At 64.2% G+C, this 23,092-nt stretch carries 26 protein-coding genes; 16 read left to right on the top strand and 10 right to left on the bottom strand.

From position 1 onward, the window contains the following. The first annotated feature begins 27 nt into the window (after positions 1-27). Both purN and purH read left to right on the top strand, forming a co-directional pair. Entirely contained in the window at positions 28-642 is a 615-nt protein-coding gene (gene purN, locus CH276_RS07680; RefSeq protein ID WP_094631220.1) for a phosphoribosylglycinamide formyltransferase, read from the top strand. Next, positions 639-2,195 carry a bifunctional phosphoribosylaminoimidazolecarboxamide formyltransferase/IMP cyclohydrolase gene (purH, locus tag CH276_RS07685; protein WP_094631221.1) on the top strand — a complete coding sequence of 519 codons (1,557 nt, stop codon included), beginning with the start codon at positions 639-641 and terminating at the stop codon, positions 2,193-2,195. Before purN ends, purH begins: the two co-directional genes overlap by 4 nt. A 67-nt stretch (positions 2,196-2,262) precedes the next feature. Here the strand turns inward: purH and CH276_RS07690 are convergent, their stop codons facing one another. Continuing rightward, positions 2,263-3,126, bottom strand: coding sequence for a DUF559 domain-containing protein (locus tag CH276_RS07690; RefSeq protein WP_094631222.1), 864 nt, complete (start codon positions 3,124-3,126; stop codon positions 2,263-2,265). 237 nt (positions 3,127-3,363) lie between these two features. On the opposite strand from CH276_RS07690, the gene CH276_RS07695 reads away from it, so the two are divergent. Beyond that, positions 3,364-4,749: an ATP-binding protein gene (locus CH276_RS07695; RefSeq protein WP_032395759.1), complete on the top strand. Its 1,386-nt coding sequence runs from the start codon at positions 3,364-3,366 to the stop codon at positions 4,747-4,749. After that, positions 4,749-6,695, top strand: coding sequence for a vWA domain-containing protein (locus tag CH276_RS07700; protein ID WP_094631223.1), 1,947 nt, complete (start codon positions 4,749-4,751; stop codon positions 6,693-6,695). Before CH276_RS07695 ends, CH276_RS07700 begins: the two co-directional genes overlap by 1 nt. On the opposite strand, the gene CH276_RS07705 is transcribed toward CH276_RS07700, so the two are convergent. The 7 genes from CH276_RS07705 to rpmB all read right to left on the bottom strand — a co-directional run bounded on the left by CH276_RS07705 (position 6,696) and on the right by rpmB (position 9,800). Further along, on the bottom strand, positions 6,696-7,268 hold the full coding sequence (locus CH276_RS07705; protein ID WP_094631224.1) for a DUF1707 SHOCT-like domain-containing protein: 573 nt from the start codon (positions 7,266-7,268) through the stop codon (positions 6,696-6,698). A 25-nt stretch (positions 7,269-7,293) separates the two neighbouring features. Further along, positions 7,294-7,758 (bottom strand): hypothetical protein, encoded by a 465-nt coding sequence (locus CH276_RS07710; protein WP_032395756.1) that lies wholly within the window; start codon positions 7,756-7,758, stop codon positions 7,294-7,296. A 46-nt stretch (positions 7,759-7,804) separates the two neighbouring features. After that, a complete protein-coding gene (locus tag CH276_RS07715) occupies positions 7,805-8,731 on the bottom strand; it encodes an AEC family transporter (RefSeq protein ID WP_032395755.1) in 927 nt (308 codons plus the stop codon). Positions 8,732-8,816: 85 nt separating this feature from the next. Beyond that, positions 8,817-9,071 carry a 30S ribosomal protein S18 gene (gene rpsR / locus CH276_RS07720; RefSeq protein WP_008719028.1) on the bottom strand — a complete coding sequence of 85 codons (255 nt, stop codon included), beginning with the start codon at positions 9,069-9,071 and terminating at the stop codon, positions 8,817-8,819. Positions 9,072-9,087: 16 nt separating this feature from the next. Next, positions 9,088-9,393, bottom strand: a complete 306-nt coding sequence (rpsN, locus tag CH276_RS07725; protein WP_045196459.1) for a 30S ribosomal protein S14 — start codon at positions 9,391-9,393, stop codon at positions 9,088-9,090. Positions 9,394-9,396: 3 nt separating this feature from the next. Then, entirely contained in the window at positions 9,397-9,567 is a 171-nt protein-coding gene (gene rpmG / locus CH276_RS07730; protein WP_170944568.1) for a 50S ribosomal protein L33, read from the bottom strand. Then, positions 9,564-9,800, bottom strand: a complete 237-nt coding sequence (rpmB, locus tag CH276_RS07735; protein WP_094631225.1) for a 50S ribosomal protein L28 — start codon at positions 9,798-9,800, stop codon at positions 9,564-9,566. Before rpmB ends, rpmG begins: the two co-directional genes overlap by 4 nt. 137 nt (positions 9,801-9,937) lie before the next feature. Between rpmB and mrf the strand changes: the two genes are divergently transcribed. The 6 genes from mrf (at position 9,938) to CH276_RS07765 (ending at position 15,980) form a co-directional block, all read left to right on the top strand. Continuing rightward, positions 9,938-11,170, top strand: coding sequence for a ribosome hibernation factor-recruiting GTPase MRF (gene mrf / locus CH276_RS07740; RefSeq protein WP_094631287.1), 1,233 nt, complete (start codon positions 9,938-9,940; stop codon positions 11,168-11,170). Next, complete coding sequence (locus CH276_RS07745; protein WP_094631226.1) at positions 11,167-11,427, top strand: type B 50S ribosomal protein L31; 261 nt, start codon at positions 11,167-11,169, stop codon at positions 11,425-11,427. The genes mrf and CH276_RS07745 overlap by 4 nt, the downstream gene beginning before the upstream one ends. A 3-nt stretch (positions 11,428-11,430) precedes the next feature. After that, positions 11,431-11,598 (top strand): 50S ribosomal protein L32, encoded by a 168-nt coding sequence (gene rpmF, locus CH276_RS07750; RefSeq protein WP_094631227.1) that lies wholly within the window; start codon positions 11,431-11,433, stop codon positions 11,596-11,598. 26 nt (positions 11,599-11,624) lie between these two features. Next, on the top strand, positions 11,625-12,683 hold the full coding sequence (locus CH276_RS07755) for a VIT1/CCC1 transporter family protein (protein ID WP_094631228.1): 1,059 nt from the start codon (positions 11,625-11,627) through the stop codon (positions 12,681-12,683). A 233-nt stretch (positions 12,684-12,916) separates the two neighbouring features. After that, a complete protein-coding gene (locus CH276_RS07760; RefSeq protein WP_094631288.1) occupies positions 12,917-14,098 on the top strand; it encodes an RtcB family protein in 1,182 nt (393 codons plus the stop codon). Between the two features lie 163 nt (positions 14,099-14,261). Then, entirely contained in the window at positions 14,262-15,980 is a 1,719-nt protein-coding gene (locus tag CH276_RS07765; protein WP_094631229.1) for a metallophosphoesterase, read from the top strand. Between the two features lie 64 nt (positions 15,981-16,044). Here CH276_RS07765 and CH276_RS07770 read toward each other — a convergent pair whose 3' ends face one another. Continuing rightward, the gene (locus CH276_RS07770; protein WP_032396242.1) at positions 16,045-17,061 is read right to left on the bottom strand and encodes a magnesium and cobalt transport protein CorA; all 1,017 of its coding nucleotides are present in this window, start codon (positions 17,059-17,061) and stop codon (positions 16,045-16,047) included. A gap of 109 nt (positions 17,062-17,170) precedes the next feature. Further along, positions 17,171-17,542, bottom strand: a complete 372-nt coding sequence (locus tag CH276_RS07775; RefSeq protein WP_094631230.1) for a PASTA domain-containing protein — start codon at positions 17,540-17,542, stop codon at positions 17,171-17,173. Between the two features lie 31 nt (positions 17,543-17,573). Between CH276_RS07775 and CH276_RS07780 the strand changes: the two genes are divergently transcribed. The 6 genes from CH276_RS07780 (at position 17,574) to CH276_RS07805 (ending at position 22,765) form a co-directional block, all read left to right on the top strand. After that, on the top strand, positions 17,574-18,188 hold the full coding sequence (locus CH276_RS07780) for a trimeric intracellular cation channel family protein (RefSeq protein WP_032395748.1): 615 nt from the start codon (positions 17,574-17,576) through the stop codon (positions 18,186-18,188). A 56-nt stretch (positions 18,189-18,244) separates the two neighbouring features. Then, a complete protein-coding gene (locus CH276_RS07785) occupies positions 18,245-18,931 on the top strand; it encodes a response regulator transcription factor (protein WP_032395747.1) in 687 nt (228 codons plus the stop codon). Continuing rightward, complete coding sequence (locus CH276_RS07790; RefSeq protein WP_032395746.1) at positions 18,931-20,382, top strand: HAMP domain-containing sensor histidine kinase; 1,452 nt, start codon at positions 18,931-18,933, stop codon at positions 20,380-20,382. Before CH276_RS07785 ends, CH276_RS07790 begins: the two co-directional genes overlap by 1 nt. Positions 20,383-20,484: 102 nt before the next feature. After that, entirely contained in the window at positions 20,485-21,966 is a 1,482-nt protein-coding gene (locus CH276_RS07795) for a trypsin-like peptidase domain-containing protein (RefSeq protein WP_082322504.1), read from the top strand. An 89-nt stretch (positions 21,967-22,055) separates the two neighbouring features. Further along, on the top strand, positions 22,056-22,553 hold the full coding sequence (locus CH276_RS07800; protein WP_037191958.1) for a MogA/MoaB family molybdenum cofactor biosynthesis protein: 498 nt from the start codon (positions 22,056-22,058) through the stop codon (positions 22,551-22,553). A gap of 8 nt (positions 22,554-22,561) precedes the next feature. Next, positions 22,562-22,765, top strand: coding sequence for a hypothetical protein (locus tag CH276_RS07805; RefSeq protein ID WP_032395744.1), 204 nt, complete (start codon positions 22,562-22,564; stop codon positions 22,763-22,765). Positions 22,766-23,092: the final 327 nt, after the last annotated feature.

Raw genomic sequence — 23,092 nt, forward strand, 5'->3', positions numbered from 1 at the left:
TACTTCAGGAGTAGTGCGCTGACTGCCTTGCGTGAGACACCCGCGCGGGTCGTCGTCCTCGCGTCGGGGACCGGCTCGCTCCTGCAATCGCTCATAGCCGCGACTGCCACCGAGAACTATCCCGCTCGCATCGTCGCCGTCGGAGTCGATCGCGACTGCGACGCAGTCCGCCGTGCCGACGATGCCGCGATCCCGAACTTCCGGGTCGCCCTGCGAGACTTCGCCGATCGAGCGGCCTGGGATCACGCACTCACCGAGGCCGCCTCGAGCTTCGAACCCGATCTGGTCGTCACCGCCGGGTTCATGAAGATACTCGGCCCGCAGTTCCTCGGGACCTACACCGGACGCATCGTCAACACCCACCCTGCACTGCTGCCGTCGTTCCCCGGCGCACACGCCGTCCGCGATGCGCTCGACCACGGCGTCAAACTGACCGGTTCGACGGTTCATCTGGTCGATTCCGGAGTCGACACCGGGCCGATCCTGGCGCAGGAAGCCGTACCGGTTCTCGACGGCGACGACGAATCCGCGTTGCACGAACGCATCAAGATTGTGGAGCGACGGTTGCTGGTCGACGTGATCGCAGCCGTGGCCGCCAAAGGTGTCACCTCCGATGGACGAAAGGCTCAGATAATCCGATGAGTGAACGTAAAGCAGTGCGCCGCGCGCTGGTCAGCGTCTACGACAAGACCGGACTGATCGAACTGGCGACCGGCTTGCACAGCGCAGGCGTCGCTCTGGTGTCCACCGGATCGACGGCGAGCAAGATCGCCGACGCCGGAATCCCGGTCACCAAGGTCGAGGACCTCACCGGATTTCCCGAGACCCTCGAGGGGCGCGTCAAGACGCTCCACCCTCGGGTGCACGCAGGCGTGCTCGCCGATACCCGTAAGCCCGAGCATCTTTCGCAGCTCGAGGAGTTGGGCATCGAGGCTTTCGAGCTCGTCGTGGTGAACCTCTACCCGTTCACCGAGACCGTCGCCAGTGGCGCGACGCCGGACGAATGCGTCGAGCAGATCGACATCGGCGGTCCCTCGATGGTGCGCGCCGCGGCCAAGAATCACCCGTCGGTGGCCGTCGTCGTCGACCCAGCCCGCTACGAGGACGTGCTCACGGCCGTCTCCGGTGGCGGATTCACCCTCGCCGAGCGCACGTCGCTTGCGGCACAGGCCTTTCAGCACACGGCCGCCTACGACGTCGCGGTGGCATCGTGGATGAGCAGCGTTCTGACCCCCGACACCGAGACGGTGTTCCCGGAATGGATCGGCGGCACCTGGGACCGTTCGGCCGTGCTCCGTTACGGCGAGAACCCGCACCAGAAGGCTGCCCTGTACGTCGACTCCTCTGCTGCTGCAGGCATCGCGCAGGCCGAACAGTTGCACGGTAAAGAGATGTCGTACAACAACTTCACCGATTCCGATGCGGCCTGGCGGGCGGCGTTCGATCACGCCGATCCCACCGTCGCCATCATCAAGCACGCCAATCCGTGTGGCATCGCCGTCGGCAAGGACATCGCCGAGGCGCACCGCAAGGCCCATGCGTGTGATCCGGTGAGCGCATACGGCGGCGTCATCGCAGCCAACCGTGAGGTCACCGTCGAGATGGCCGAGCAGGTGGCCGAGATCTTCACCGAGGTCATCATCGCGCCGTCCTACGCCGACGGTGCGCTCGGAGTGTTGCAGCGCAAGAAGAACATTCGCGTGCTGCTCGCCGTAGCACCGCCCACCTCGGGCGTCGAACTCAAACCCATCTCCGGCGGCGCACTGTTGCAGCAGCGGGACGTGCTCGACGCGGACGGCGACAATCCGGCCAACTGGACCCTCGCAGCCGGCGAACCCGCCGACGAGGCGACGCTGAAGGATCTCGAATTTGCCTGGCGCGCAGGAAGGGCCGTGAAGTCAAACGCGATCCTGCTCGCCCACGACGGTGCGTCCGTCGGCGTCGGAATGGGCCAGGTCAACCGCGTCGACGCCGCCCATCTCGCCGTGCAGCGAGCCGGGGATCGCGTCGCCGGTTCGGTCGCTTCCTCCGATGCGTTCTTCCCTTTCCCCGACGGTCTGCAGGTGCTGATGAGCGCAGGCGTCAAAGCCGTTGTGCAGCCCGGTGGTTCGGTTCGCGACAACGAAGTGATCGCCGCGGCACAGGACGCGGGAGTGACGCTGTATCTGACGGGATCGCGGCACTTCGCTCACTAGTTCGTGACGCCGAACTCGAAGTTATGGATGGATTTCCGGCGAAATCCGTCCATAACTTCGAGCTCGGCTAGACCTTGGCCCCCGCGGTGCGCAACTTGTCGCGAACCCGCGCTGCGACTTCCCACGGATCGGCGCGCAGTTGCAGTGCGCTCACCCGAATCACCGTCCAGCCCATTGATTCCAGAAGGTGTTGACGCTCGATATCCCAGGCTCGCTGCCTTTCGTCGGACCAGTGCTGCTCGCCGTCGTACTCCACCGCCACCTTCCACCGTGCCCAGCCGATGTCGATGCGGGCGAACACCCTCCCGTCCGGACCCGCCACCTCGATCTGAGTTTGCGGTCGAGGTAGTCCCGCGTTCATGAGAGCCAGTCTGGTGCGTGTCTCCTGTGGTGATTCCGCACCGGCGTCGACCAGGGCGAGCACGGCCCTGAGCTGAACGATGCCGCGGGCACCTCGATGGTTCTCGGCAAGCCGGGCGATGTCGTGAACGCCGACTCCGGTGGCGCGGCACAGTGCATCCAGCCGTGCGACGGCGGTTCCGAACGGCCTGCGTCGGCCGAGGTCGTATGCAGTTCGCGCCGCTGTGGTGACGACCAAGCCGTCGACAGTCTCGGACTCTTCGGGCAACAGCTCGTCGAAGCCGATCCGAAGCCCGCCCAACTTCTGTCGATGTTCGGCCCAGATGAGCTCGGCATCGTGGTCCGCGGAGATCCAGCCCGATCCGTGCACCGCCGCGGCACTCAGGCCGGAGACCACTGCCTTGCCTCGCGAGTACAACCACGCTGCCCTTGCCTTGGTCGGCGCATCCAGTTCGGAACCCGGGTCGATGTAGACGTCACGATAGATTCGACGAAAGTGCTGCCGGAGCTGCTGGCGGGTGACCAACCCGTTTGCCAGTGCCTCGGATCCGACGAACGGTGCGCTGTCCATTCATGCACAGTGGCATCGGATTCAGGCGAATAGTGGGCCGAGCGCCGGCTGTGGATGAACAAAATTGTTGTCCACAGTTATGCCGCTGTGATCAATATCGGGCCGAGATCTGTATCGGCTGCCGAGCTCGAAGTTGTGGACACAATTCGCCCGATTTTCGTCCATAACTTCGAGCTCGGCAGAACGGGTGTTCGTCACTGCATGGCAGCATCGGCCAAACGCTCGTAGCGTGGAGAAGTGACCTCTACCAAACCTGGCATCTCCACACTCGGCGAACTCAAGGCATCCGGACATCGGCAGCGGTCGATCAAGGAAGAGTTGCGGGAAAATCTTCTGAAGGCATTGCGTGACGGCACCGATCCGTGGCCGGGGATCGTCGGTTTCGGATCGACGGTGTTGCCGCAGTTCGAGCGCGCGATTCTGGCCGGTCACGATGTTGTGCTGCTCGGCGAACGCGGTCAGGGCAAGACGCGTCTGCTGCGCACCCTGAATCTTCTGCTCGACGAGTGGGTGCCGGTGATCGCCGGAGCGGAACTGGGCGAGCATCCGTACGAGCCGATCACCCCCGCCAGCATTCGCAAGGCCACCGAACTCGGCGACGACCTGCCTGTCGAGTGGCGTCATCGCAGCGAGCGGTACGCCGAGAAGCTCGCGACCCCGGATACCTCGGTGGCGGACCTCGTCGGCGACGTCGATCCCGTCAAGGTGGCCGAGGGCCGCAGCCTCGGCGATCCCGAGACGATCCACTTCGGACTAGTGCCCCGCAGCCACCGTGGCATCGTGGCGATCAACGAGCTGCCCGACCTCGCCGAGCGCATTCAGGTCTCGCTGCTCAACGTCATGGAGGAGCGCGACATCCAGGTCCGCGGCTACACGCTGCGTCTGCCTCTCGACGTCATGCTGGTGGCGAGCGCGAACCCCGAGGACTACACCAATCGCGGACGCATCATCACCCCGCTCAAGGATCGCTTCGGCGCGGAGATCAGGACGCACTACCCCCTCGAGCTCGATGCCGAAGTGGCCGTCATCGACCAGGAAGCGGAGCTGCAGGCAACTGTTCCCACCTATCTGCTCGAGGTGCTGGCTCGATTCACCCGGCTGCTGCGCGAGTCGCCGTCGGTCGATCAGCGGTCCGGCGTCTCCGCTCGCTTCGCTATCGCAGCGGCCGAAACCATCGCTGCCGCAGCCGTTCACCGAGCAGCGATACTCGGCGAGGCCGAGCCCGTGGCGCGGCCGGTCGATCTCGGCACCATCATCGAGGTGCTGCGCGGCAAGGTCGAGTTCGAGTCGGGTGAGGAAGGCCGTGAAATCGAGGTCCTCGAGCACATGTTGCGCCGGGCGACTGCCGACACCGTTCGAGCTCACCTCGGCGGAATCAACCTCGCAGCGCTGGTGACGGCGGTCGAGACGGGCGAACCCATCGTCACCGGCGACCGCATCACCGCCAAGGCGTTGCTCGACGAGTTGCCCGACGTCGAGGTGATCGGCGACATCCACGAGCGACTGAATGCCACCTCGGACGGCGAGAAGGCCGCCGCGGTCGAACTCGCACTCGAAGGGCTGTACCTGGCGCGACGGATCTCCAAGGATCCCGACGACGACGGTCAGACGGTGTACAGCTGATGCGTCGCTCCAGATACGGGCGCTATCACGACGGGCCGGATCCTCTTGCGCCGCCGGTGGATCTGCGAGAGGCGCTCGACGCCATCGGCGAGGACGTGCTCGAGGGTGCGTCGCCCCGTCGGGCACTGCAGGAGATGCTGCGCCGCGGCACCAAGAACATGCGCGGGCTCGACGACCTGGCAGCCGAGGCCGCGAAGCGTCGACGAGACCTGTTGAAGAAGAACAACCTCGACGGCACGTTGCAGGAAGTGCGTGAGCTGCTGGACAAGGCAGTGCTCGAGGAACGCAAGGCATTGGCGCGCGCGCTCGACGACGACGCACGGTTCCAGGAGATGCAGATCGGTGACCTGTCACCGTCCACAGCGCAAGCAGTGCAGGAGCTTTCGGACTACGACTGGCGCTCGTCGGAGGCACGCGAGAACTACGAGAAGATCAAGGATCTGCTCGGACGCGAGATGCTGGACCAGCGTTTCGCGGGCATGAAGCAGGCCCTCGAAGGTGCTACCGACGAGGACCGTCAGGCCATCAGCGAGATGCTGAAAGACCTCAACGAGTTGCTCGACGCCCACAACAAGGGCGAGGACACCGATGAGCAGTTCGAGCAGTTCATGGACAAGCACGGGCAGCACTTCCCGGAGAATCCGTCGAGCGTCGAGGAGCTGTTGGACTCCCTGGCCCAGCGAGCCGCGGCCGCTCAGCGGCTCCGAAATTCGCTGAGTCCCGAGCAGCGGGCAGAGCTCGATGCGTTGGCGCAGCAGGCCTTCGGTGACTCGAACCTGTTGAGCCAGCTCGATCAACTCGATCAGAATCTGCAGCAGGCCCGGCCCGGTGAGGACTGGGACGGCTCGCAGAACTTCCGCGGCGAGAACGGGATGGGACTCGGCGACGGCACCGGTGCGCTCCAGGACATCGCGGACCTCGAGAACCTGGGGAATCAACTCTCACAGCAGTACAACGGGGCTGCCCTGGACGACATCGACGCCGATGCGTTGCTGAAGCAGCTGGGGCCGGAGGCCGCGGCCGATGCGCGGATGCTCTCCGAGCTCGAAAAGGCGCTGCAGCAACAGGGTTTCATGGACAAGGGTGCCGACGGTCAATGGCGTCTGTCGCCGAAGGCGATGCGGCAGTTGGGGCAGTCGGCACTGAAGGATGTGGCGGGAAAGCTGTCCCGACGCGGCGGCGAGCGAGACACGCGCAAGGCAGGCGCGATGGGTGAGCCCACCGGTGCGTCGCGGGCGTGGGAGTTCGGTGACACCGAGCCGTGGGACGTCACTCGCACGGTCAACAATGCAGTACTGCGATCAGCGGCAACAGGATCCGGTTTCCCGGTGCAGTTGCAGGTGACCGATGTCGAGATCAGCGAGACCGAGACGCGAACGCAGGCTGCCGTGGCGCTGCTGGTAGACACGTCGTTCTCGATGGTGATGGACGGTCGATGGGTGCCCATGAAGCGCACAGCACTTGCACTCAATCACCTGGTGAGCACTCGATTTCGCGGAGACGATCTGCAACTGATCGGATTCGGCAGGCACGCACAGACATTGACGGCCTCCGAGCTGGCCGGGTTGGACGGTGCCTACGACCAGGGCACCAATCTGCACCACGCTCTGATGCTTGCGGTTCGGCATCTGCGACGTCATCCCAATGCGCAACCGGTGGTGTTGATCGTGACCGACGGTGAGCCGACAGCGCATCTCGAGCCCGACGGCCACGCGTATTTCGATTACCCACCGTCGTCGAAGACCCTCGGGTTGACCGTCCGCGAACTCGATACCGTCGCGAAACTCGGTGCGCAGGTGACGATCTTCCGGCTCGGCGACGATCCAGGCCTCGCGCGAGTGGTGGACAAGATGGCCGAGCGGGTGGGCGGACGCGTCATCGCGCCGGATCTCGATGGACTCGGTGCTGCGGTGGTGACCGACTACCTCAAGCGTCGGCGATCGTAGCTACTTCTCCGCTGCCTTGATCTCCACCGACACGCCACCCCAGAAGGCGAAACCGGTGATGATCACGCGCGGCGCGCCGGGGTGCGTCGCGCTGACGTGTTCGAAGCCGCCCATGATGCCCATGCCGCGGACTTCGACGCTCACTCCGGGTGGCACGGTGACCTCGATGCCGCCCATGATGGCGACGCAGTTGATGGTGGTTTCTTCGGCGGCGAACGACGCGCGGCGTAGGTCGAGTTCGATACCGCCCCAGAAGGCGAACGCGTCGATGCGCGCCGCGGGGGTCCACTGTCCTTTCCGCACAGCACCGCTCATGATCGCGATCACGCGGTCGTTCGAGGAGCCACCGGGCGGCGCGGCCGCCGGGGGCGGGGAGAGCACCAGGTCGCCGGTCAGCAGGTCGAGTTCTCCGTAGGTCTTCGCCTGGTACACCGCGGCGGTGCGCTCGTCGTATTCGCTCACGGTCAGTTGGCCGTTCGCGAAAGCATCGCTCAGCAACTGCGCGACGAGGTTCCTGTCCGCATCGGCTGCGCGAATCCGGCTCCGATCTCGGTCGGGGAGATGATCGCTCACTGGCCGGACACTACCGAAGCCTGGGTCAGGCCGCATTCAGGATGGTGCGGCTCCCGAGCGGTGACGCGAGAGTTATCTGCATGGTGGCGTAGACGGCAACCATGATGCAGGACTTGTCCGCGGCGTCGGGGCGGGTGCCGGTACGCAGTTCGATGGTGACGGTGGTGTCGGTCTCGGTGACCGACGCATCGGCTCCGTAGCACTCGGGAGTGCCGGTGACGAAGTGGACCGCGATGGTGTTGGGGGAGATCTGGCTCCACGACTCGAACGGGGTGGTGGTGGCGCGGATCAGATCGGCCGTCGGCTCGAACATCGTGCCGACGTCGCCGACGGGCACCTCGTGCGGAACCGGAGGGGCGCTGGGTTGTTGGGCGAACCCCACAGGGGAGGTGGAACCGACTGTCGGGGTTGTGTCCTCGTCGCCACCGGAGGCGGTGCTGCAGCCGACCAGCAGCAGGCACAACATGACACCTGCAGCGAGAAACCTCATGAATCCAACGTAGCGCCGGGAGCTGAGGAGAACCTTTGTGTTCGGCTCATGCGAGGAAGACCGTCACGAGCGCTATGACGGGGATCGAGACGAGTGTGGTCACGAACGCGGTGTCTCGGGCGAGCACAACACCGCGCTGGTAGCGGCTGGCGAAGACGAACACGTTCTGCGCTGTCGGTAGTGCCGACACCACGACGATGGCGAACAGATCGTGCCCGTCCAGACCGAAGACGAACCGGGCCATGAGGTAGCCGAGCAGGGGCTGGAGTGCCATCTTGAAGACGGTGGCCAGAGCGACGTCCCGCCGCGGGCTGATGCCCTTCTGCAGCACCCGGGCACCGTAGAGGGACAGGCCGAAGGCGAGCAACGCGCCGGGGACCGACGCATTCCCGACGAGTTGGAACGGCTGCATCAGTGCCTCGGGCAGCTCGAGTCCGGTGATCGACAGCACCAGTCCCGCTGCGCCGGCCAACACGATCGGGTTGCGGAACGGCGTCGTGACGGTCTTGAACAGGGAAACCTTGTCGACCTTGGTGGAGATGTCGAGAATCGTCACCGCGATCGGGGTGTAGATCATGATCTGGAACAGCAGCAGAGGAGCCACGAAGTTCGCGTCGCCCAGTACGAACACGGCGATCGGGATGCCCAGGTTGGCGGCGTTGACGTACGAACTAGCCAGTGCGCCGACGGTCGCGTCGGGCACGGTCCGTTTCAGGGCGAGCTTGGCTATGACGAAATAGATCGCTCCGACGAGCAGTGCCGTGGAACCGGCGACGGCCAACACGGGCGAGAGGATGACCGACAGGTCCGAGTTCGCCAACGTGACGAACAGCAACGCAGGGGTCGCGACGAAGAAGACGAGACGGCTGAGGACGAACTGGCCGTGCTCGCCGAGCACCTTCAAGTGGGCGAGGAGGTAGCCCAGGGCGATGACGACGAAGATGACGGTGAAGCCCTCGAGGACGCCGGACATCTACGGACTGCTCATCTCTGGATCGGGAACGACAGAGAGGCCACGTAGCCGATGGCTACGTGGCCTCTCCGAAAGAAAGTGTGGATCAGCGGCTGGTGAACGGCAGCAATGCCATTTCACGAGCGTTCTTCACCGCGACAGCGACCTGGCGCTGCTGCTGCGGGGTGAGCCCGGTGACCCGACGGCTGCGGATTTTGCCGCGGTCCGAGATGAACTGACGAAGGAGGTTGATGTCCTTGTAGTCCACCGTGGTCACCTTGGCGGCGTTCAACGGGTTCTTCTTCGGTCGACGGCCTGCCTCTGCGCGGACCTTCTTCGACGGTGCTCTCTTGACTGCCATCTGAAACCTTTTCCCTTTACCAGCTCGACTTGTGGACGCCTGGCAGTTCCCCGCGGTGAGCCATCTCGCGCATTTTCACGCGGGACAGCCCGAATTTCCGAAGGTAACCGCGCGGACGTCCATCCGCAGCGTCACGATTGCGTAATCGTACCGGACTCGAATCGCGCGGCAGACGCTGCAGTGCTGCTCGAGCCTGCGCACGCTCGGAGTCGCTGCTCGAGGGCTTGCGGATGGTCTCTTTGAGCTCCGCTCGACGCGTTGCCCACCGGGCGACGACGATCTTGCGTTGCTCGTTCTTCGCGATCTTCGACTTCTTCGCCACTGTCTACCGCTCCTCTCGGAAATCCACGTGCTTGCGCACGACCGGGTCGTACTTCTTCATCACCAGTCGGTCGGGATCGTTGCGACGGTTCTTGCGGGTGACGTAGGTGTAGCCGGTACCGGCGGTCGACTTCAGCTTGACGATCGGACGAACGTCCGTGCTCTTGCCCATCAGATCTTCTCCCCGCGTGCGCGCAGTCTTGCCACCACGGCGTCGATGCCGTCGCGGTCGATGGTCTTGATGCCCTTGGTCGAGAGCGTGAGGGTGACGCGTCGGCCCAGGCTCGGCGCGTAGTAGGTCTTGCGCTGGATGTTCGGGTCCCACCTGCGGCTGGTTCGCACGTGAGAGTGCGAGACCGATTTTCCGAATCCGGGGGTGCGGCCGGTGACTTGGCAGTGCGCTGACATGAGCACTCCTTTCTTACCGTTATGACAATCGTTTTCGACAAAGCGTGTTCTCGAATGTAGCGTGCATTCGCAGGTAATGACAATCGTTGTCGAGAAGAAGGGTGCTCGTGAACAACTCACCGGACGATCGAACCCCGATGGTCCTCGTCTCCGGCTGGACCGGAGCCATGGACGCGGTCGTGACATCACTGCTCGCGCCGGGCACCGTCGCGGTCCGCCACGATCTGAGCCGCGTCGCCGAAGGAGTCGTGCGTCGCACACTGTCCGTACTGGGGGAGGAACCGCGCGAGAGCATTCTGGAGCTGGCGCACGGCTGCGTCTCGTGCACCCTTCGGGAGGATCTACTGCCACTGTTGCGGGCACTGTCGACGCGCAGCAACGTCGATCGCATCGTGCTCGCCATGGACCCCGCGCTCGAGCCCGAGGCACTGTGCTGGGCCGTGGACAACGTCGTCGTTGCGGGTGTCGTCGGGCAGATCGACGGCCCGGCCTCGCGTGACGTCCGCATCGAGGCAGTGATCGACTGCCTCGACGCCGCAACCTGGTTGGCCGACGCCACCGGCGACGACGCGTTGGCCGACCGAGGCGTCGTCGCCAGTGGCGACGACGATCGAACCGTCGCGCAGTTGGTGGTCGGTCAGGTCGACTACGCCGATGCACTCGTCGTGACCGCAGGTTCCGACGTCGACGCGTGGGAACGCGCCCGACTCGCTGCAGTCCTGGCGCGGTTGGCCCCGAATGCTCCCGTCGTCTGGGTGTCCCAGGACGCACTGGTCGATGCCCCGGCACTTCTCGCGAGTGTCCCTGCCGATGCACGACGCGGTGCGATCAGCGACGCGCACTCACCGCTGTTGCGCGGACAGCCGCCACTGACCGTCGATTGCGGCATCACCCTGGTCGAGTTCACCGCCACGCGGCCGTTCCATCCCGAGCGGTTCCACGAGGCGATCGACGTATTGCTCGACGGCGTCGTCACCGCACGGGGGCGGGCGTGGGTGGCCACTCAGCCCGACGAAGCTCTGTGGATCGAATCGGCAGGCGGCGGCCTTCGCGTCGCCAGCGCCGGAAAGTGGCTTGCCGCAATGACTCCGGAGCAGCAGGACCGCGTCGACGCCACCCGTCGGGCAATGTCGGCGCTGCGGTGGGACGAGAAGTTCGGTGATCGAGACACGTCGCTGGTCATCCTCGTCCACGAGGCCGACCCCACCGAGATCGACCGAACCCTGCAGTGGGCGTTGGTGTCCGACGACGAAATGGCAGACCCTGCGGCCTGGTCCGCCTGGAACGACCCATTCGGTCAGTGGCACGAAGACCCCTGCGAGAGCAGCGAATCCCCTTACGCAGAACAATCACGAGAGGCAACAGAATGAAACCAGGAATCCACCCCGACTACCACCCGGTCGTGTTCCAGGACTCGAGTACCGGCAACAAGTTCCTCACCAGATCCACCGTCACGTCCGCCCGCGAGACCGAGTGGGAAGACGGCAACACCTACCCGCTGATCGTCGTCGACGTCTCGTCGGAATCACACCCGTTCTGGACCGGAGCCGCCCGCGTGATGGACGCCCAGGGACGCGTCGAGAAGTTCGAGAAGCGATACGGCCGACGAAGCCGAAAGGACTCCTGAATCATGGCTGTTCCGAAGAGAAAGATGTCGCGCTCGAACACTCGGAGCCGTCGCGCGCAATGGAAAGCCGTTGCTCCTGATCTGGTGACCGTGCGTTTTCAGGGCCAAGAGTTCAGGGTGCCGCGGAGATTGGTCAAAGCAGTGCAGACCGGGGTGTACGACCCGAGCTGACTCGCTACGGGTCTATCTTCACTTTCATGAACGATGGACCCAGTGCGCGAGATGTGAAGCGGTGGCGCCAGTACCTCGCCGACGAGCGAGCCGAGGCCGCCGTCTATCGCGATCTGGCAGGCCGACGGACCGGCGAGGAGCGCGAGATCCTGCTCGCACTCGCCGATGCGGAGGGCCGCCACGAGCAGCATTGGCGAAATCTGCTCGGTGATCGGGTCGGAATGCCGCTCAAAGGTGACATCCGCACTCGCATCCTCGGGGTGTTGGCACGTCGCTTCGGTTCGGTGTTCGTACTCGCGCTGGCCCAACGAGCGGAAACCCGTTCGCCGTACGCCACCGACGCCGACGCGACGGAGGCGATGACGGCCGACGAGCAGATCCACGCGGAGGTCATCAGGGCACTGGCGGCCCGCGGCCGCAATCGATTGTCCGGAACGTTCCGGGCCGCGGTGTTCGGTGCCAACGACGGACTGGTGAGCAACCTCGCTCTCGTTCTGGGTATCAGCGGCTCCGGGGTGTCCAATCAGATCGTCCTGGTCACCGGCCTTGCGGGACTGCTCGCCGGCGCGCTGTCGATGGGGGCGGGCGAATACGTCTCTGTCCGTTCACAACGCGAGTTGCTCGAGGCGTCGTCGCCGGACAGTGGGGCGCGCGATGCCGTTCAACACCTCGACGTGGACGCCAACGAACTGGCCCTGGTCTACCGAGCCCGAGGGATGACCCACCAGGAGGCCGACGCCAAAGCGGCGGAAGTGCTGCGGTCGCTTCCCGCCGAGGAGATGGCCCCCGAGGTGGACCAGCACGAGTCGATCGGTACGGGGCTGGGTGCGGCGGCAGCCAGCTTCTGCTTCTTCGCCTCCGGAGCCGTCATCCCGGTACTGCCGTACCTGTTCGGCCTCGAAGGCTATGTGGCCCTTGCTGTTGCGGCCGTCCTCGTCGGACTCGCGTTGATCTGCACCGGCCTGGTGGTGGGACTGCTCAGCGGTGGACCGCCCGTCAAACGTGCACTGCGCCAACTCGCCATCGGCTACGGCGCGGCCGGAGCGACGTATCTGTTGGGCTTGGCATTCGGTGGGGGTGTGTAGGGCCCGGCGTTCTGAGTAATTCGCTCGCGTGGACGAGGGATCGATCGATAGGGTTCCGGTCATGCGTGCAACCGTTCTGTCCGGTGCCGCTCTCGACACGAGAGTCGGTGTGAGCCTTGTGCTGCGCGCGCATTCACCGGAGCGATGCGCCGCTTTTTGCGGCAAACAAGCTCGGCTCGTGAATCGACCCATCGAATAGCGCCCTCTTGTGCAAGGGGGCAGGAAGGAACATCATGCCCCCGAACAAGGTGGGCTTGCGTTTGCTCAATTGGGCTTCACAGCTCGAGGACAAGACTCTCGAGCAGGCCCGTGAAACATCGTCGATGCCGTTCGTGCATCCGCACGTCGCGCTGATGCCCGACGCTCACAGCGGTATGGGAAGCGCAGTGGGAACGGTGATTCCTACGCTGGGCGCTGTCATTCCGGCCGCCGTCGGCGTCGACATAGGTTGCGGAATGATCGGCGTACGAACAGAATTCACACTCGACGACGTCGACGGCCGTAATCTGACTGACCTGCGACTCGCCATCGAGGCAAGCATCCCGCTGTCGCCGGGCAACTACAACGTCGGCGTCGACCGGTGGAACTTCACCGCTCCGAAGCTACTCGAACTCGAGGAGTTGGCGGCCACGGACGGTGTCGAGCTGAATCATTCACCGCAGTGGCGCGAGCAGCTCGGTTCGTTAGGCGGCGGCAACCATTACATCGAACTGTGCCTCGACGAAACCGATCGGGTATGGCTGTTTCTGCACAGTGGGTCGAGGGGCGTCGGCAACAAGATCGCCAAGAAGCACATCGCGATCGCACAGCGATTGTGCGCGCAGTGGTGGATTCCGTTGCCCAACAAGGACCTGGCATACCTGCCCGAGAGCTCCCGTGAATTCGGGCAGTACCTCCGAGAATTGAAGTGGGCGCAGCGGTTCGCATACCTGAACAGGGCCGAGATGATGGACCGGTTCAGTGCGGTATTCGCCGAGTGGATGGGAACCGACGACCATCGCGAGGTCGAACGGATCAATTGCCATCACAACTACACGGTGAAGGAGAACCACTTTCAGAAGGACGTGTGGCTCACCCGAAAGGGCGCGGTCGACGCACACGAGGGTGTCAAGGCGATCATTCCCGGGTCGATGGGAACTCGTTCGTACGTGGTCGTCGGCAAGGGCTCGAAGGCGGGGTTGTGCTCGGCGCCTCACGGTGCCGGTCGACAGTTCTCTCGGACCGAGGCCAGGAAGCGGTTCACTCACGAGAACCTGCGGGAGCGGATGGTAGGGATCGAATTTCGCGACAGTGCAGACTTCATCGACGAGATTCCCGACGCCTACAAGCCGATCGATGTCGTGATGGAGGACGCCCGCGACCTGGTGAGCATCGAGCACGAACTGCGGCAGATCCTCAACGTCAAGGGGACCTAGATCGACCTCCCGTCGTGCATGGAAATTCGTAGTGGGTTACGAAGATCCGTGCACGACGGGATTGTCCGCGTTCGTCCCGTTGTGCATCGGTGTTCTCGTGTTGTTCACCCAACAACTTCGCTTGGTTAACGGATAGAGAGAGCGTCACCGTCACCATCGAGGAATGACGCTCAATCCCGCAGGCGAAACCGTCGCAACCGGAATCCCGGGCACGCTCGCCGAGAACATGACCATGGCCGAGCAGCACGATTGGCATCGGTCGTTCCTGCGGCGGCACCCCGTCAGCCGACGCAACTTCCTGGTGGGAGCCGCCGCGACGGCCGCCGCGGTAGGCGTCGGGAACTCAGTGTTCGCGCGAACCGCGTACGCGCAGGACGCCCCGCTGGCCGTGGCCGGACGGCACATGGGCTTCGGAAACGACCCGGCGACGCAACTGCGGTTCTCGGCACAGCTTTCGAGGAACCCAGGGCTCACCGGTGTCTTCCTCGATCACGGCCCCACGCCCGCACTCGGCGCTACGACGTCGGCCGAGGTGCGCAACCTGATCAGTCAGGTTCCGCAGACCGACGGCGGAATTCTGTCGGCGGAGCAGTACTACGTACATGTGCCGGTCGACAATCTGACGCCGAAGTTGCCGCACTACTACCGCTGGCGCACCGCCGACGGCTTCGTCAGTGACATTCGGAGTGCGTCCCCGGCCCTGCCGACCGGTCGCATCGCACCGTTCCGGTTCACGATGATGGGCGATCAGGGCGTAGACGAAACACCCTCGCAGCCGCCAGGTTTGGTTGCCGGCGACTACGACGACCAGTACTACAAGGCGGACAACGAGCCGTCGGTCAAGCATGCGCGCAACATCAATCGGCAGATCGAGGCCTCGCACCCGGACTTCCACATCCTCGCCGGCGACATCGCGTACGCGGACCCGTCGGGTGCCGGTCTGCCGCCGCAGTTCGCGAAGCACGGTCAGACCCCACCGAAGGGATTCGACAAATTCAACCCGTTCGTCTGGGACGGCTATTTCCAGGCGATCGAGGCCAGTGCATCGACCGCGCCGTGGTTGTTCGCCACCGGTAACCACGACATGGAAGCGCTGTACAGCCCCAACGGCTACGGCGGACATGCCGCGCGGCTCGATCAGCCGACCAACGGACCCAAGGGATGCCCGTCGGCGTACTCGTTCGTCTACGGCAACACTGCCGTTCTCTCGCTCGACGCGAACGACGTCAGCTACGAGATCAAGGCCAACACCGGTTACAGCGGTGGAGCCCAGAACACCTGGGTGGAACAGACATTGGCGAAGTACCGTGCAGATCCGAACATCGACTTCATCGTCTGCTTCTTCCACCACTGCGCGTATTCGACCACGTCGACGCACGCGAGCGACGGCGGCGTCCGCGACGCGTGGGTTGCGCTGTTCGACAAGTACCAGGTGGACGTAGTGCTTCAAGCCCACAATCACGTCTTCGAGCGCACCGATCCCATTCGTGGCAACCGTGCGACGCGGGTCGCCGGTGACAACGCCACGGTCAACGGAAAGACCGACGGCACCGTGTATTACACAGTCGGCGGTGGTGGTCGTCCACGCTATACGTTCCAGGACGGTGAGGGCGTGAGCTACCGCGGCAACGAGTTGCCCGACACGGCAGTTCCGAACAGTTACGTATGGGCGCCGGACGGCACCAAGTCGGCCGAGTCCATCACCTGGTCTCGGGTGCGATTCCTCAACTACTCGTTCGTCAGAGTCGATGTGGTGCCGGGTATTCCGGGCATCACCGCCAGCAGGATGACGATCGGTGCAATCGACGAATACGGTAACGAGTTCGACCGTCTGACGTTCGAGCGAGACATTCCGGTTGGTCCGGTGTTCGGTTCGTCCTAGTGCCGGCGGCAGTGGTGGCTGAGTGCCGTGGAGGGCACCTAACCGCACCACTGTGCGGAGCGCACTACAACCACTTCTGACGCTTGAACACCACGAACAGTGCAGTGGAGCAGATCACCATGGCGATCAGAGCCATCGGATACCCGAGCTGCCACGTCAGTTCCGGCATGTCCTCGAAGTTCATACCGTAGATGGCGGCGATCAGCGAGGGCGCGAAAAGAATTGCGCCCCAGGACGAAATGCGTTTGACCTGTTCGTTCTGCTCCAGGCTGGCCACGGTCATGTTGCGCATCTCCTCGTTCTGCTGCTGCGCAACGATGGTCGAGTGCACGGTCAACGCATTCTGCAGGTTGGAGCGGAAGGACTCGATGCGGTCGGACACGCGGATCGCGTGATCGTGCACGTCGCGCAGGTATCGCTGCAGTTCCACGTCGACGTTGTACTTGTCCGAACCGCGCTTGAGTGATTCGATCATCTCGACGAGTGGCTTTGCGGCACGGTCGAATTCGGACACCTCACGGAGCAGTGAGTAGATGCGACGCGATACCGAGGGGTCGCCGGTGAACAGCTGATCCTCGATCTCGTCGATGTCGTTCTGCAATCCGGTCACCACCGGGACGTACTCGTCGACCACTTGATCGAGGATGCCGTAGAGAATTGCCTCGGGGCCGAGTTGGAGCAGTTCGGGAGATCCTTCGAGCCGCTTGCGCACCATTGCCAGATCGGGGGATTCGGCATGGCGAATGGTGACGACGAAATCGGGTCCGAGGAATATGTGCAATTCGCCGAATTCGACCTTTTCGGTCTCGTCGATGTACCGAGCGGGTCGGAGAACGACGAACAGTTGCTCGGCGTACCGTTCCAGTTTCGGTCGCTGATGGGCTGCAATGGCATCTTCCACGGCGAGGCGGTGCAGACCGAACTCGCCTGCTACAGCATTGATTTCGCTGATCTCGGGGCGGTACAGGCCGATCCAGGCCATGCCGTGCCGCTCGCGCATCAACTCGAACGTGATGTCGAGGCTCTCGGGATTGGCAGTGCGTTTGCCGTCGACGTAGACGGCATTGTCGATGATCGGCACCTGTTCGTTCACCTCGGTTCTGCGAAATTCTGCTGGGCACCGAGACTATCGCCTGCGGCAACCACTCCGACAGCCCAGCCGCCGTCGACGACTGGGCCGTGCGTCCGAGCTAGTGAACGGTTCCGGTGATCACGAGAATCGCGGCGTTCTTGTCGACCTCGACCCCCTTCTGGTAGTTGGTTCCGATTGCGGTTCCTTCGGTGTCGGATCCCTTGATGTTGACCGTGGTGAATCCCAGATCCTCGAGGGTCTGTTCGGCTGCGGTTGCCGTCATGTCGTAGACGTCCGGCATCTTGATCAGGTTGTCGGAGTTCGACGCGTTGGCGACGGCTCCACCGCCCAGTGTGAGTGCTGCGGCAGCTGCGACGGCTGCGATCGACTTCTTCAATCCAGTACGCATGATGTGCTCCTCGTTGTCGTGATCGGTGATGTCTCGAAGTTGCTCGCCGATGCTGTGGTGGACCTCGGATGTTGCTGTCAAACCCCTGTCAGCGCCGTGACATGCTGATCCGATGCTTCTCGACGTACTCGGATTGATCGGTATCGCGGCCTTTGCGGCGTCGGGGGCGTTGATCGGAGTGCATCGCCGGTTGGATCTGTTCGGGGTCTGCGTCGTCGGAATCACGACGGGCATCGGCGGCGGAATCATTCGCGATCTGCTGCTCGGCATCCACCCACCGACGTCACTGGACACGTGGCCGAACCTCACGGTCGGCTTGTTCGCCTCGCTGGTCGTGTTCGTTGCGCACCGACAGATGGGCAAGGTCAGGCGCGGTGTTCTGGTGCTCGACGCCTTCGGGATGGGACTGTTCGCATCGACCGGTGCGACGATCGCGTTGGCTGCCGGCGGTAGCGCGTTGGCGGGAGCTCTCATCGGCACCACGACGGCGGTGGCAGGCGGCGTGATCCGAGACGTGCTGGTCAACGAAGTTCCCCTGCTGCTGCATCGGGACCTGTATGCCCTGCCGGCCATGCTCGGTGCGACGGCCGTCGTGTTGGCCGATGCCGCGACCCTGCCGGAGAACGTGGGTCTGGTCGCGGGAACCCTGCTCGCGACGGGGTTGCGCCTGCTCGCGCTGTGGCGAAAGTGGAACCTCCCGCTGGCGAAGCACCTACCGACGCTCTAGGTCGCTATCCGCACCCCTCTCAGACATATCTCAGTCGACCAGGACAAACTGTACGAATGCGGATATTGGTGGTCGACGACGATCGGGCAGTGCGTGAGTCGCTGCGCAGGTCGCTGACATTCAACGGGTACACCGTGGACCTGGCGGTCGACGGGCTCGACGCGCTCGAGCAGGTCGCGGCGGCACGTCCCGACGCCCTGGTGCTCGACGTGATGATGCCTCGCCTCGACGGCCTGGAGGTGTGCCGTCGATTGCGCAGTGTCGGTGACGACCTGCCGATTCTGGTGTTGACGGCACGGGACTCGGTGTCCGAGCGTGTTGCCGGCCTCGACGCCGGTGCCGACGACTACCTGCCCAAGCCGTTCGCGCTCGAGGAGCTGCTGGCTCGCCTGCGCGCACTGCTTCGGCGTACCGCGATGGAAGCGGGCATCGACTCGGAGACCATGACGTTCGCGGACTTGTCGTTGGACCCGGTCACTCGTGAGGTCTCGCGCGCCGAACGCTCGATCAGCCTCACCCGGACCGAATTCTCGTTGCTCGAAATGCTGATGACCAATCCGCGTCGAGTCCTCACCAGAAGTCGCATCCTCGAGGAAGTCTGGGGTTACGACTTCCCGACGTCGGGCAACGCGCTCGAGGTGTACGTCGGGTACTTGCGGCGCAAGACCGAGGCGGAGGGGGAGTCGCGGCTGATCCACACCGTTCGCGGTGTCGGGTACGTCCTGCGCGAGACGCCCCCGTGATGGTCGCTTCGTTCGGGCGAAAGTCGGCCGACAATGTCGGCTCCTCGCCGACGGCGATGCGGCCACCGATGCCACTGACACGGTCGGTGTCGCTGCGGTGGCGAGTGACCTTGCTCGCGGCCTCCGTCGTCGCAATTGCGGTGGCGGTCATGGCCATTGCCGCGTACACGGTGGTATCCCGAGCACTGTATGGCGATGTGGACACTCAATTGCGTTCGCGTGCTTCGGCTCTGGCGGAGTCCAGTCTGGTGTCCTACGACCCGCGGTTCGTCGCTGGAGCAACGTTGTACAGCACCGATGTCAGTGTCGCGCTGATCTATCCGGACATGTCCAGCTACAACCCGCCCGGGCCCAAGGTGCCGATCGGCGATGCCGAACTCGCTGTGGTGAGCGGAGAGCAGGAATCGTCGCTACGCACACTCGACGATCAGCGGGTACTGGCGCTACGCACCAAGGACGGCAGCACTCTCGTCGTCGCACAGAGACTACTGCCGACCGGAAAAGTACTCGACCGTCTGGCGTGGGTGCTGCTGATCGTCGGTGCCTGCGGCGTGGTGCTGGCGGCTGGAGCAGGTATGGCCGTGGGGCGCACCGGTTTACGTCCGATCGCCCGACTGACCGCGGCTGCCGAACGGGTGGCACGCACCGACGACCTGACGCCGATCCCGGTGACCGGCGACGACGAGTTGGCGCGTCTGACCGAGAGTTTCAACACGATGCTCCGGGCACTGGCCGAATCTCGCGGCAGGCAGAGCAGATTGGTCGCCGACGCGGGCCACGAACTTCGCACCCCGTTGACTTCGCTGCGGACCAACATGGAGTTGCTCATCGCGGCGGGACGCCCAGGAGCGCCGTCCATCCCGGACGAGGACATGGCCGAGTTGCGGACCGACGTGGTGGCGCAGATTCAGGAATTGTCCACCTTGGTCGGTGATTTGGTCGATCTGGCGCGAGAGGACGCGCCGGAGACGGTGTTCGAGCGAGTCGATCTAGCCGATGCCGTCGAACGCAGTCTCGAAAGAGCACGCCGCCGTCGCAACGAGATCGACTTCGAGGCGACGTTGATGCCGTGGTTCGTCTACGGCGATCAAGCAGGACTCTCGAGAGCCGTGCTGAATGTGCTCGACAACGCGGCCAAATGGAGTCCGAGCGGTGGTGAGGTGCGAATCGCGATGCGGCAGATCGGCGATGGCCTGCTGGAATTGACGGTCGACGACGCGGGCCCCGGTATCCCCGAGGAAGATCGCGAGCTGGTGTTCGAGCGCTTCTATCGCTCGACGGCGTCGCGTTCGATGCCCGGATCCGGTCTGGGACTTGCCATCGTGCGGCAAGTGGTCGTCAAGCACGGCGGCACCATCGGAGTGGAGGTGTCCGAGCGGGGCGGCGCGCTGATACGAATCGTGTTGCCCGGCGAGGGTGCTCCTGATCCCACCACACTCTCGGCAAACTGATAGCCGGATCTCAGCGCGCTCTCAGTCCCGCCCTGCACAGTGAGTAGCAAGAAGGCGGGCGGACCTCGGATACCGAGGTCTCTACTGAAGGAAGCAGCAACGATGAGCGACGACCGTAACGAATCCGAACAGAGCGGACAGGGTGCCGGTGGCGAGCAGCATCCGGCGGACCGGGCTTCGCGCGGCGACGAGCAGAACTACTCGGCCCAGCAGCATCCGACTCAGCAGCATCCGACTCAGCAGTTCCCGCCGCAGCAGGGTTACCCCCAGCAGTACGCCGGCTACGGACAGGGGGCCTACCAGCCCGGCTACGGCCCGTACGGTCAGCAGGGCGATCCGCAGCACACCCAGGCTCACCACGCACAGCCCCAGCACGTTGCGCCGCAGTCCGATTCGGCACCGACTGCGGTGAAGTCCCGCCCGGGTAGGTCGGTACTGGTGGCCGGAGCCATCGCCCTCGTTCTGGTCGGTGGCGGAATCGGCGGCGCGGTCGGTGCGATCGCCACAAACAATGCCAACGGCAACGGCGGGGGAGTGACCAACTCACTGAACTCCACCGTCACTGCAGCTCAGCCCGCCGCCAATTTCCCCGACGGCTCGATTCAGGCAGTAGCGAACAAGGTTCTGCCGAGCGTCGTGCAGATTCAGGTGAAGGGCTCCCAGGAAGAGGGTGAGGGCTCTGGCGTCATTCTGAGCAGCGACGGCCTGATCCTTACCAACAATCACGTCGCGACGGGTGCGGGTGCCAACGGCAAGCTCACCGTCGCGTTCTCGGACGGATCGGTGGCCGACGCGACGATCGTCGGTGCCGACTCGGTCTCGGACATGGCCGTCATCAAGGCCGAGGGCAAGTCGAACCTGACGCCGATCGAACTCGGATCGTCCTCGAACCTCGAAGTGGGCCAGCAGGTCATCGCGATCGGCTCCCCGCTCGGCCTGGCCGGCACGGTCACCACGGGCATCGTCTCCTCGCTGAACCGGCCTGTGTCGACGTCCGGCGAGTCCGGCAATCAGAACTCGGTGATCGACGCCATCCAGACCGACGCTGCGATCAACCCGGGTAACTCCGGAGGCGCACTCGTCAACACCGACGGACAGCTCATCGGCATCAACACTGCGATAGCCACGCTCGGCGGCAGTCAGGGGTCCGCGCAGAGCGGCTCCATCGGGCTCGGTTTCGCCATCCCGGTGGATCAGGCCAAGCGCATCGCCGACGAACTGACCACGACGGGCAAGGCGACCCAGGCAATGATCGGCGTTCAGGTGCCGTCGCAGGACGACGCCAACGGAGCAACCGTCGTCGAGGTCACCGAGGGAGGACCGGCAGCAGCTGCGGGCATACCGAAGGGCGCGGTGATCACCAAGGTCGACGATCGCATCGTCGCCAGCGGTGACGCGTTGATCGCAGCGGTACGGTCACACGCACCGGGCGATTCGGTCACCATCACCTACACCGACGGCGGCAGCGAGAAGACCGCGACCGTGACTCTCGGCACCGCCGAGCCCGCAGCGGCGCAGCCACAGACTCAGCAGCAGGAACAGCAATTGCCGTTCCAGGTCCCGTCGTTCCCCGGTGGTCGCTGATGTTCGGAGAAGCAGGCAGGCAGAGCACGGTTGCAACGATTTACGCACAGCGTGAGCCGGGTGGAGGCCTTACTACTACGGTGAGCGGTATGGAACTCGACGCACCACTGGCAGGGCGCGCGTTGGTCGTCATCGTTGACGACCGAACAGCGCACAGCACCGAGAAGGATTCGAAGGGCCCACTCGTCACGGAGCTGCTGACCGAGGCAGGCTTTCTGGTCGACGGTGTCGTCGCAGTGACGGCGGACGAAGTGGACGTGCGCAACGCACTCAACACCGCGGTGATCGGCGGCGTCGATCTGGTGGTCTCCATCGGTGGCACGGGCGTCTCACCGCGCGATGTCACCCCGGACGTCACCGCGGAGGTCCTCGACCGTGAGATTCCGGGTATCAGTGAGGCACTGCGATCGTCGGGGCTGGCAGCAGGTTCGTTGGACGCAGGTCTGTCCCGCGGGCTGGTCGGTGTGTCCGGAAGCACCCTGGTGGTGAATCTGGCCTCGTCGCGGGCTGCGATTCGAGACGGGATGGCGACGCTGACGCCACTGGCGAGTCAGGTCATCGCCGAGCTGTCGGGATTGGACGCATAGCGATACCCATGAGCGACGAGCCGAACGACGATCGATCGGCCGAAGACGACGCGAGCCGGGCCCGAGCAGAACGGGCCCGGCTCGCTCGCATCTTCGGTGAGGTGCTGCCGGAGACGACCGGAGACGAACGGGGTGAGGGTTCGGGTGTCGAGAACGGCGGGTCGGCGTCGGACGAATGGTTGAAGCAACAGCGACCACCCCATTACTTCTGATGTGATCCACGACACATTTATTTGGCCTGAATGACAGGTCTGTTAGTTACTCGTTTACCTGCCGTTAGTGGCCGGGACGGCAGCGGAGGCCGGTCGAAGGGGCCGGTGACGGCAAGACGAGCGGTTCACGGAAGCGACGAATCGCCCGTAACGGTCGGGCCGCGATCGCTGTCTTCCCACATCAGGGCTGTTTTACCCCCAGTTTGGATGTGTAACGGTTCGGCGTCTTCCGGAGATGGTGTGACGCGGGTTACCACCAATTGTCGTGTGAAAGTTGTTCACGCCGCCGAAACACATCACGAGAGAGCAACTTTCCGACGCCGATCG

The organism is Rhodococcus sp. 06-470-2 (assembly GCF_002258235.1).
Lineage (GTDB): Bacteria > Actinomycetota > Actinomycetes > Mycobacteriales > Mycobacteriaceae > Rhodococcoides.